The 8271-nt window shown below is 66.0% G+C and carries 6 protein-coding genes; 2 read left to right on the forward strand and 4 right to left on the reverse strand.

What is annotated here, in order from left to right:
* The first annotated feature begins 1 nt into the window (after position 1).
* Entirely contained in the window at positions 2–3238 is a 3237-nt protein-coding gene (locus ACE3TQ_RS14370; RefSeq protein WP_374582955.1) for an alpha/beta hydrolase-fold protein, read from the forward strand.
* On the opposite strand, the gene ACE3TQ_RS14375 is transcribed toward ACE3TQ_RS14370, so the two are convergent.
* From ACE3TQ_RS14375 to ACE3TQ_RS14390, 4 genes are all read right to left on the reverse strand, one after another.
* On the reverse strand, positions 3235–4866 hold the full coding sequence (locus tag ACE3TQ_RS14375; protein ID WP_374582957.1) for a methyl-accepting chemotaxis protein: 1632 nt from the start codon (positions 4864–4866) through the stop codon (positions 3235–3237). The two genes, ACE3TQ_RS14370 and ACE3TQ_RS14375, sit on opposite strands and share 4 nt — an antisense overlap.
* A gap of 132 nt (positions 4867–4998) precedes the next feature.
* Entirely contained in the window at positions 4999–5499 is a 501-nt protein-coding gene (locus tag ACE3TQ_RS14380; RefSeq protein WP_374582958.1) for a GNAT family N-acetyltransferase, read from the reverse strand.
* The gene (locus ACE3TQ_RS14385) at positions 5496–6017 is read right to left on the reverse strand and encodes an N-acetyltransferase family protein (RefSeq protein WP_374582959.1); all 522 of its coding nucleotides are present in this window, start codon (positions 6015–6017) and stop codon (positions 5496–5498) included. The genes ACE3TQ_RS14380 and ACE3TQ_RS14385 overlap by 4 nt, the downstream gene beginning before the upstream one ends.
* A 34-nt stretch (positions 6018–6051) precedes the next feature.
* The gene (locus tag ACE3TQ_RS14390) at positions 6052–7353 is read right to left on the reverse strand and encodes an amidohydrolase family protein (protein ID WP_374582960.1); all 1302 of its coding nucleotides are present in this window, start codon (positions 7351–7353) and stop codon (positions 6052–6054) included.
* Between the two features lie 174 nt (positions 7354–7527).
* On the opposite strand from ACE3TQ_RS14390, the gene phaP reads away from it, so the two are divergent.
* Complete coding sequence (gene phaP / locus ACE3TQ_RS14395; RefSeq protein WP_374582961.1) at positions 7528–8121, forward strand: TIGR01841 family phasin; 594 nt, start codon at positions 7528–7530, stop codon at positions 8119–8121.
* The last annotated feature ends 150 nt before the right edge of the window (positions 8122–8271 follow it).

An 8271-nucleotide genomic window follows, 5' to 3' on the forward strand; every position in this document is an offset into this window, starting at 1 on the left:
CATGCCGCCCCGCCTCCCCGCCGCTACCGCCACCGCCCCCGCCGCCCCCGCCGCCGGCGCCCCTGCCGCCGCCAGGGCGACAGCTGCGGCCACCGCAGTTGCCGCCATAGCAGCGGCTTTCGCGCTGGCGTGGCCAGCCGCGCCGGCCTTTGCCAGCAGCAGCGTTGAGCTGCCTTTCGGCAACTACCGTGCGCGCTTCGCCACGCCCGACGCGCAAGCCCCGCTGCGCAGCTACACGCACGCCACCACGATGCCGCTGCGCGACAACGCCCCGCAATCGATCATCTATGCCGAACAAGCCAACCTGCCACGCGTCCGCAGCGGCAACCTGGCCTTCGACGCCCTGTTCGCCCTGGCGGTCACGGAGATGAAGCAGGACTCGGTGCAAGCCATCCGCGACGGCAGTTACAACGGCGGCCAGCCGATCGCCTGCGAGTGCTTTGAGACCGGCGAGAAATGGCACTACGTGTGGACGCGCGACCTGTCCTACGCCGCCCACCTCGGCCTCGCCATGCTCGACCCGCAGCGCACGCGCAACTCGCTGCTGTTCAAGCTTTCCGGCTACCGCAGCGGCAAGCCGGCGCTGGCGGCAGGCAGCAGCGACGGCCTGCAGATCGTGCAGGACACCGGCAGCGGCGGCAGCTGGCCGGTTAGCACCGACCGCGTCAGCTGGGCCTTCGGCGCCGAGCAAACGCTGAAATCGCTGCCCGCCGCCGAACGCAGCCAGTTCGCCGCGACCGCCCTGCAAGCCCTGCGCAACACCATCGAGAACGACCGTATCGCCGCCTTCGACCAGGAAAGCGGCTTATACAACGGCGAACAATCCTTCCTCGACTGGCGCGAGCAATCCTATGCCAGCTGGATCCCGCACGACTTGTCCAGCATGGCCAGCGCCAAGTCACTCTCCACCAACGTCGCGCACTACAAGGCGCTGACCCTGGCCGCCGAACTGGCGCAGGAAGCAGGCGACAGCGGCACCGCGCTGCGCTACACGCGCTGGGCCGCTGCACTGAAGATCGCCATCAACGACCGGCTGTGGCTAAAGGACGCCGGCATGTACAGCAGCCTGTCCGCCGGCCACTTCGACGGCGCCCCGCTGCACAAGTTCGACTGGCTGGGCCAGGCGCTGGCCATCATCACCGGCGTGGCCGACGCCGGCCAGGCGCAGTCCATCCTCGCGCGCTATCCGCACGGCCCGCTCGGCGCCCCCGTCATCTGGCCGCAGCAGCCGGGCGTGCCGGTCTACCACAACCGCGCCCTGTGGCCCTTCGTCACCGCCTACGGCCTGCGCGCCGCCACGCAGCACAGCAATGTGGCAGTGGCCGACGCCGCCTACGCCAGCCTGCTGCAAGGCGCGGCGCTGAACCTGTCCAATATGGAGAACTTGGAATGGCGCAGCGGCGACCCGTCCGCGCCGGCCATCAATTCGCGCCGCCAGCTCTGGTCGGTGGGCGGCTTCCTCGGCATGGTGGTGCAGCAGGTGTTCGGGATCGGGGTCGATGCCGAGCGCCTGCATGTGACCCCGTTCATCACCTCGCGCCTGCGGCGCGAATGGTTTGCCGGCAGCGACGTGGTCGAACTGTCGGGACTCACGCTGCATGGCAAGCGCCTGCACCTCAGGATCAAGCTGCCGCCCGCCGTGGCACTGGAAGGCCACTATGTGCCGACCGGCGGCAAGCTGAATGGCAAGGATGCGCGCAGCCCGGTCGCCTGGAGCGAACTGGCCGACGACAACCTGATCGAGGTGGAAATGGGTCCGCTGGTGCCCGGGCGGCAAGCCATCACTTTCGCCGGCAGCGAAGACGCCTCCACCGCGCCGCCCGAACCGATCGTCCAGCTGTCCCCGGCCGGCGCGGCGCCGGCGCTGCGCATTGCCCCCGCCCCCGGCACGCGCGACGCGGCGCGCTACAGCATCTATCGCGATGGCCGGCTCGCCGCGCACGGCCTCGCCGCGGGCGAATGGAGCGACAGCGCAGCGGCGCCCGGCGCCGCGCATTGCTATGCCGTGGAGGCAGCCTACCCCGCCAGCGGCGCACGCAGCCACCACTCGCAGCCGTTGTGCACCTCCGCCACGCAAGCGGCCGGGATGCAGGCAGCCAGCGACGGCCGCATCACCGTGGCGAAGGAAGGCCGCTACCACCTCCAGCTGCGCTACAACAACCACGCGCACCAGATCAACCTTGGCATCACCAACGCCGTGCAGGCCGTGCGCCTGCGCGACAGGCACGGCGCGCTGGCGGCGCAAGGCATCGTGCAGATGCCGCACAACGCCGCCGCCGACGGCCCCGCGTGGTCGACGCCCCTGACGGCGCAGCTGAAGCCGGGCAACTATCAGCTGGAGCTGCAGCCCTTCTACAATATGAGCGACCTGCAAAGCAATGCCAGCTACGCCGACGCCGGCGGCGCGCGCAACCAGGCCGAGGTGCTGGGCAGCCGCCTGCTGCCGGCCGCCGCAGCGCCCCAGCCGCCGCGCCACGGCACGCTGCAACTGGTGGAAAAATTCAAGTCGCCGCAACTCGGCAACGAACGCACGCTGCGCATCTACCTGCCACCGAGCTACGGCAGCGACACCAAACGGCGCTACCCCGTGCTGTACATGCACGATGGCCAGAACCTGTTCGACGCCGGCACCGCCGCCTACGGCACCGAGTGGAATATCGACGAAGTGGCAGACCGCCTGGTGCGGCAAGGGGATATGCAGGAAGTGATCGTGGTCGGCATCGACAACACCACCGACCGCATTGCCGAATACACGCCGTGCTGCGACCCCAAGCACGGCGGCGGCAAACTGAATGCCTACGCCGATTTCGTGGCGAAGACCGTCAAGCCCTGGGTCGACAGGCAATACCGCACCAAGCCGGGCCGCGCGCACACCGCCATCATGGGTTCATCGCTGGGCGGCATCGCCTCGCTCGGCATCGCCCAGCGCTACCCCAAGGTATTCTCGATGGCGGGCGGCTTTTCCAGCTCGTTCTGGTGGAACAACCGCGACGCGGTCAGGCATCCGCCCAAGCGCCTGCCGCTCAAGCTGTATATCGATGCGGGCACGGTGTATGACGGCATGGAGGATACCGAAGCGTTCCGCCAGGCCCTGGTGAAGAACGGCTACCGCGAAGGCCGCGAGCTGCTGTTCCTGTCCGATGAAGGCGGCCGCCACAACGAGCAGTCATGGGCCAGCCGCGTGCATGTGGCGCTGGCCTGGTTCTTCGGCAAGCCAGCGCAGGGAGGGAAGCCTTAAGCCGGCAGCGTCTGCAGGCTGCGGCCTGGGGACAGGCGCGGGCGCGCTGCGCCCGCCGTCTCATGCACCTTGAACACGGACACCGCCTCCGACAGGCTGGCCGCCTGCTGCTGCAAGGCTTCGGCGGCGGCCGCCGCTTCCTCCACCAGCGCCGCATTCTGCTGCGTAACGCTGTCCATCTGGCTGATGGCATCGCTGATTTGCGAGATGCCCTCGCTCTGCTCCCCGGTCGCCATGGCGATCTCGCCGATGATGGACGTCACGCGGCGCACGCTGCTCACCACTTCCTCCATGGTCACGCCGGCCTCGCCCACCAGGCGGCTGCCCGCTTCCACGCGCTCGACCGAATCGCCGATCAGTTCCTTGATTTCCTTGGCCGCCGCCGCCGAACGGTGCGCCAGGTTGCGCACCTCGCCCGCTACCACCGCAAAGCCGCGCCCCTGCTCGCCGGCGCGCGCCGCTTCCACCGCCGCGTTCAGCGCCAGGATATTGGTCTGGAACGCAATGCCGTCGATCACGCCGATGATGTCCACGATCTTGCGCGAGGACTCGTTGATCGCACCCATGGTCTGCACCACCTCCGACACGGTAGCGCCGCCGCGCACCGCCACGTCCGACGCCTCGTCCGCCAGCTTGCGGGCCTGGGTCGCGTTCTCGTTGTTCTGCTTCACGGTGCTGGTCAGCTCCGTCATCGAGGACGCGGTTTCCTCCAGCGAGCTGGCTTGCTGCTCGGTGCGCGAGGACAGGTCCATGCTGCCGGTCGCCACCTCCTGCGAGGCGCTGGCAATCGTCTCAGTACCCTGGCGCACGCGGCTCACGATGTCGGCCAGGTTGCCGCTCATTTGTTTGAGCGCGGTCAGCAGCTCGCCCACTTCATCGCGGGTTTTCACTTCCACATCGCAGCGCAGGTCGCCCGCCGCCACGGTCTTGGCGATATCGATCGCCTGGTCCAGCGGACGCGTAATCCCCTTCACGATCCACCACAGGATCGCCGCGCCGATTGCCGTCGTAACGGCCAGGACCACCAGCAGCGTCACGGTGGCCGCGCGGCTGGTTGCATCGGCTGCCGCTGTCGCCTCGGCCGCATTCTTCTTCGCCTGGGAGTCGATATACTCAACGATCTCGTCGATCTTCTTGGTCGGCGCACGGTCCATGCCCTGCACCGCCTTGTCCAGTATCTTGTAGCTTTCCGGGTTGGCCGTGTCGAACTGCTTGAGCGCGGCGCCGTATTTCTTGCCCAGCTCCTCCTGCATCTTGATGGCGTCATCCACCAGCGGGGTCTGCATCTTCAGCTTTTCCAGCAGGGCGGACAGCTTTTGCAGTTCGCCGATGGTCGCCTGGCCGCTCTTCACGAACGCCTTGGAGTATTTGTCGAGCTGCTCCTGGTCGTGGCCGCGCACCAGGATGTTCTTCCATTCCTGCACCTGGATCTTGAATTCAACCTGCGCGCTGCGCGCCGTATCGACCGCCTGGGTCAGTTCGACCGAGCGCTGCATGCTAAGCGCATTATTGGTCTTGATCGTGCTGATCGCATTCCAGCCCTGGAAGCCGACCACCAGCAAAGCGAGTAAAAAAAATCCGCCCAGGCACGCCAGGCGGACACCAATTTTAAGGTTCCCGAAGTTCATGATTTGTATCCCATTTTTGATTGGCTATAAGCCGGATTTTCTTTAGGGCAAGATTATGCCCCGCTTCCGGTCTGCTATCCAAATCATGCGCCTGAAAGTAGTAAAAGCCAAGAAACCAATCTTGGCGCAAGCCTACTTGTGTGGCGGGAACTCCACGCGGTACAGGTCGGTATTCGGTTCGATGCGCTCGACCCAGTGCATGCCCAGCTTGCGCAGCAGCTGCGAGGAAGCGGTATTGCTTGGGGAAACAATACCAAGCAGGCAAGGCAGGCCCACCACATCGCGGCCATGGGCCATGGCGGCCGACGCCGCTTCCCACGCGTAACCCTTGCCCCAGTACTCCGGCAGGTAGGCATAGCCGATATCGGTGCCCGGCAAGGTGTCGCGCTTGATCAGCCCGCACAGGCCAATGGACGCGCCATCCTCCTTGCGCTGCACCAGCCACAGCGAGTAGCCGAGGCGCGCCTGCATTTCGATCGGCCCCGCCAGCATGGCCGCGCGCGCGCCGTCCAGGTCGCGCACGCCTTTATCGCCAATGTTTTCCAGGAAGGACGGCTCGTTCACCAGCTTCAGGTAGAACGCGGCATCGTCAAGGGTAAGAGGACGCAAGGTCAGTCGTTGGGTATCGATCATTGTTCAGGCCAATCGTTGGGATCGGCCAGGAACTTGTACATCACATACACGTCGACAAAACCGAGCTGCTGGTGGCGGTAGGCACGCGGCAGCGTGCCGATAACGGAAAAGCCGAGCCGCTTCCACAGCAGCACAGCCGAGACATTGGTGCTCACAACATAGTTGAACTGCATGGCCAGGTAGCCGTCGCGCCGCGCCTGCTCCAGGCAGTGGCGGCCCAGCATCTTGCCGATGCCCACGCCCTGCGCCGCCGGGCTGACCATGAAGGAGGCATTCGCCACATGGGCGCCGCGGTCAAGCTGGTTGGGCAGCAGGCGGTACATGCCCAGCAGGCGGCCCGTGTTCAGCACCGCCACCCAGGTCTTGATGCCGCGCCCGAACCAATAGGCGTGGCAGTCGTCGCGGCTGGTGTCGGCCGCGAAGTAATAGGTATCACCGCTGGCGATCAACTCCTGGAAAATAGTCCACATGGCGTCGAAATCGGCCTCGGTGGCCGGGCGGATGGCGATATCTTTCAAAGCTGCTCCCAATGGCAGGAATGATGCTGAATTTTCATGCATTTTCCTTTGCAAGTCCAGCATGCCGCTCGAGCCGGAACCCGGTCGCGGCCGGACGCCCGGGCAAGTCCAGCCGCGCCCGCGCGCGCGGCGACTCCGCCACCACGCGGCCGCGCCGCAGCACCATGCGGCGCGCCGCGCGCAGGCGGATCGCTTCCACCGGATCGGCCGCATCCAGCAGCACCAGGTCGGCGTGGCAGCCGGGCTGCAGGCCGTAGCCCTCCAGGCCCAGGATGCGCGCCGGCGCGCTGGTCACCGCGTCAAAGCACTGGCGCATGGCATCCTGTCCCGTCATCTGCGCCACGTGCAGGCCCATGTGGGCCACTTCCAGCATGTCGCCCGAGCCCAGGCTATACCACGGGTCCATCACACAATCGTGGCCGAAGGCGACGTCGATGCCGTGCGCCAGCATTTCCGGCACGCGCGTCATGCCGCGCCGCTTGGGGTAGCTGTCGTGGCGGCCCTGCAGCGTGATATTGATCAGCGGGTTGGCGATGGCCGCCACGCCCGCTTCCTTGATCAGCGGCAGCAGCTTGCTCACGTAATAGTTGTCCATCGAATGCATGGACGTCAGGTGCGAACCGGCCACCCTGCCCTGCAGGCCCAGGCGCTGCGTGTGGTAAGCCAGGGTTTCGATATGGCGCGAGAGCGGGTCGTCGGACTCGTCGCAATGCATATCGACGCGCAGGCCCTGTTCGGCCGCGAACTCGCACAGGATGCGCACCGACTCCGCGCCATCGGCCATGGTGCGCTCGAAATGCGGGATGCCGCCCACCACATCCACGCCCAGCGCGATGGCGCGCCGCAGGTTGGCCAGCGCGCTCGGGCTGCGCAGCACACCATCCTGCGGGAAAGCGACCAGCTGCAGGTCGAGGTAAGGGGCGACGCGCCGCTTCACCTCCAGCAGCGCCTCCACCGCCAGCAGGCGGTCGTCGCACACATCCACATGGCTGCGGATCGCCAGCAGGCCGCGCGCCACGGCCCAATCGCAATACTGCAGCGCGCGTTCCACCAGGGCCTCCTGCGCCAGCTGCGGCTTCAGCTCGCCCCACAGCGCAATGCCCTCGAGCAGCGTACCGGACTGGTTCACGCGCGGCAGGCCATAGCTCAAGGTCGCGTCCATATGGAAGTGGGCATCGACGAACGGAGGCGCGACCAGGTCGCCCTCGGCATCGATTTCCTGCGCCGCCTTGACTTGCAGGGCGGGAGCGACGGCGGCGATGCGGCCGTCCGCGATCGCGATATCGATGTTCTGGCGCCCATCGGGCAGGCTGGCATTGCGGATCACAAGGTCCATCGCGGGCTCCATCGGTAGGGATGGCCGATTGTAGGCAGAGGGCGCCGGGCGTGCAATGTTGCGGTGCATAACTTCTGCTTCAAAAGTAGGCAAAAATGTCTTTCCAATACAATAATTCACCGCTAGAATGGGATTATTGCAGCGCACCATTTCCCATCCGTTCCAGGAGAAAATATGTTTTCGATTCCCGAGCAATTTTCCGCAGCCACCAAGTCGCAGCTGGAAGCGCAGCTGAAAATCCTCAACAACTTCGCCTCCACCGCCTTCGAAGGCGCGCAGAAGGTAATCGCCCTCAACCTGAGCACCACCAAGGCCAGCGTCGCCAAAGGGTCCGCCACCGCACGCGAGCTGCTGGGCGCCAAAGACGCGCAGGAATTCTTCGCCAAGAGCACCGCCAGCGTGCCGAATTTCGACGGCGTATTCGCCTACGGCCGCGAGCTGTTCAGCATTGCCAGCAAGACCCAGGCCGAGCTGTTCCAGACCGCGCAGGAGCAGATCAAGGAAGCCAGCAAGCAGGCCGTCAAGGTCCCGAAACTGGCCGCGCCCGTCGCCGCCCCCGCCGCTGCCCCGGTAGCCGCACCGGTAGCCGAGCCGGCACCGAAGGCCCCCAAAGCCGAAGCCAAGCCGGCCGCCCCGAAAGCCGAAGCCAAAGCCGAAGTGGAAGAAGCCAAGCCCGAAGTCAAGGCGGAAGCCAAGCCCGCCAAAGCCAGCTTCCCCGACGCAGGCAAAGCCGAAATCCACGCCGCCGCACCAAAGTCCAAAAAGTAATCCTTCCAAATCGAAATTCGGGGTCAGGGGGGGGGAAAAGGCCATTTTGGGGGGGAAAAAATGGGATTGTTGTACAGACCCCCCCAATAGGTTTGTGGGGGGGGGGGGAAAAAAATTTAAAAACACAGCGGCGGGACACCCCCGCGGCCC

Source organism: Pseudoduganella sp., assembly GCF_041914865.1.
Lineage (GTDB): Bacteria > Pseudomonadota > Gammaproteobacteria > Burkholderiales > Burkholderiaceae_D > Rugamonas.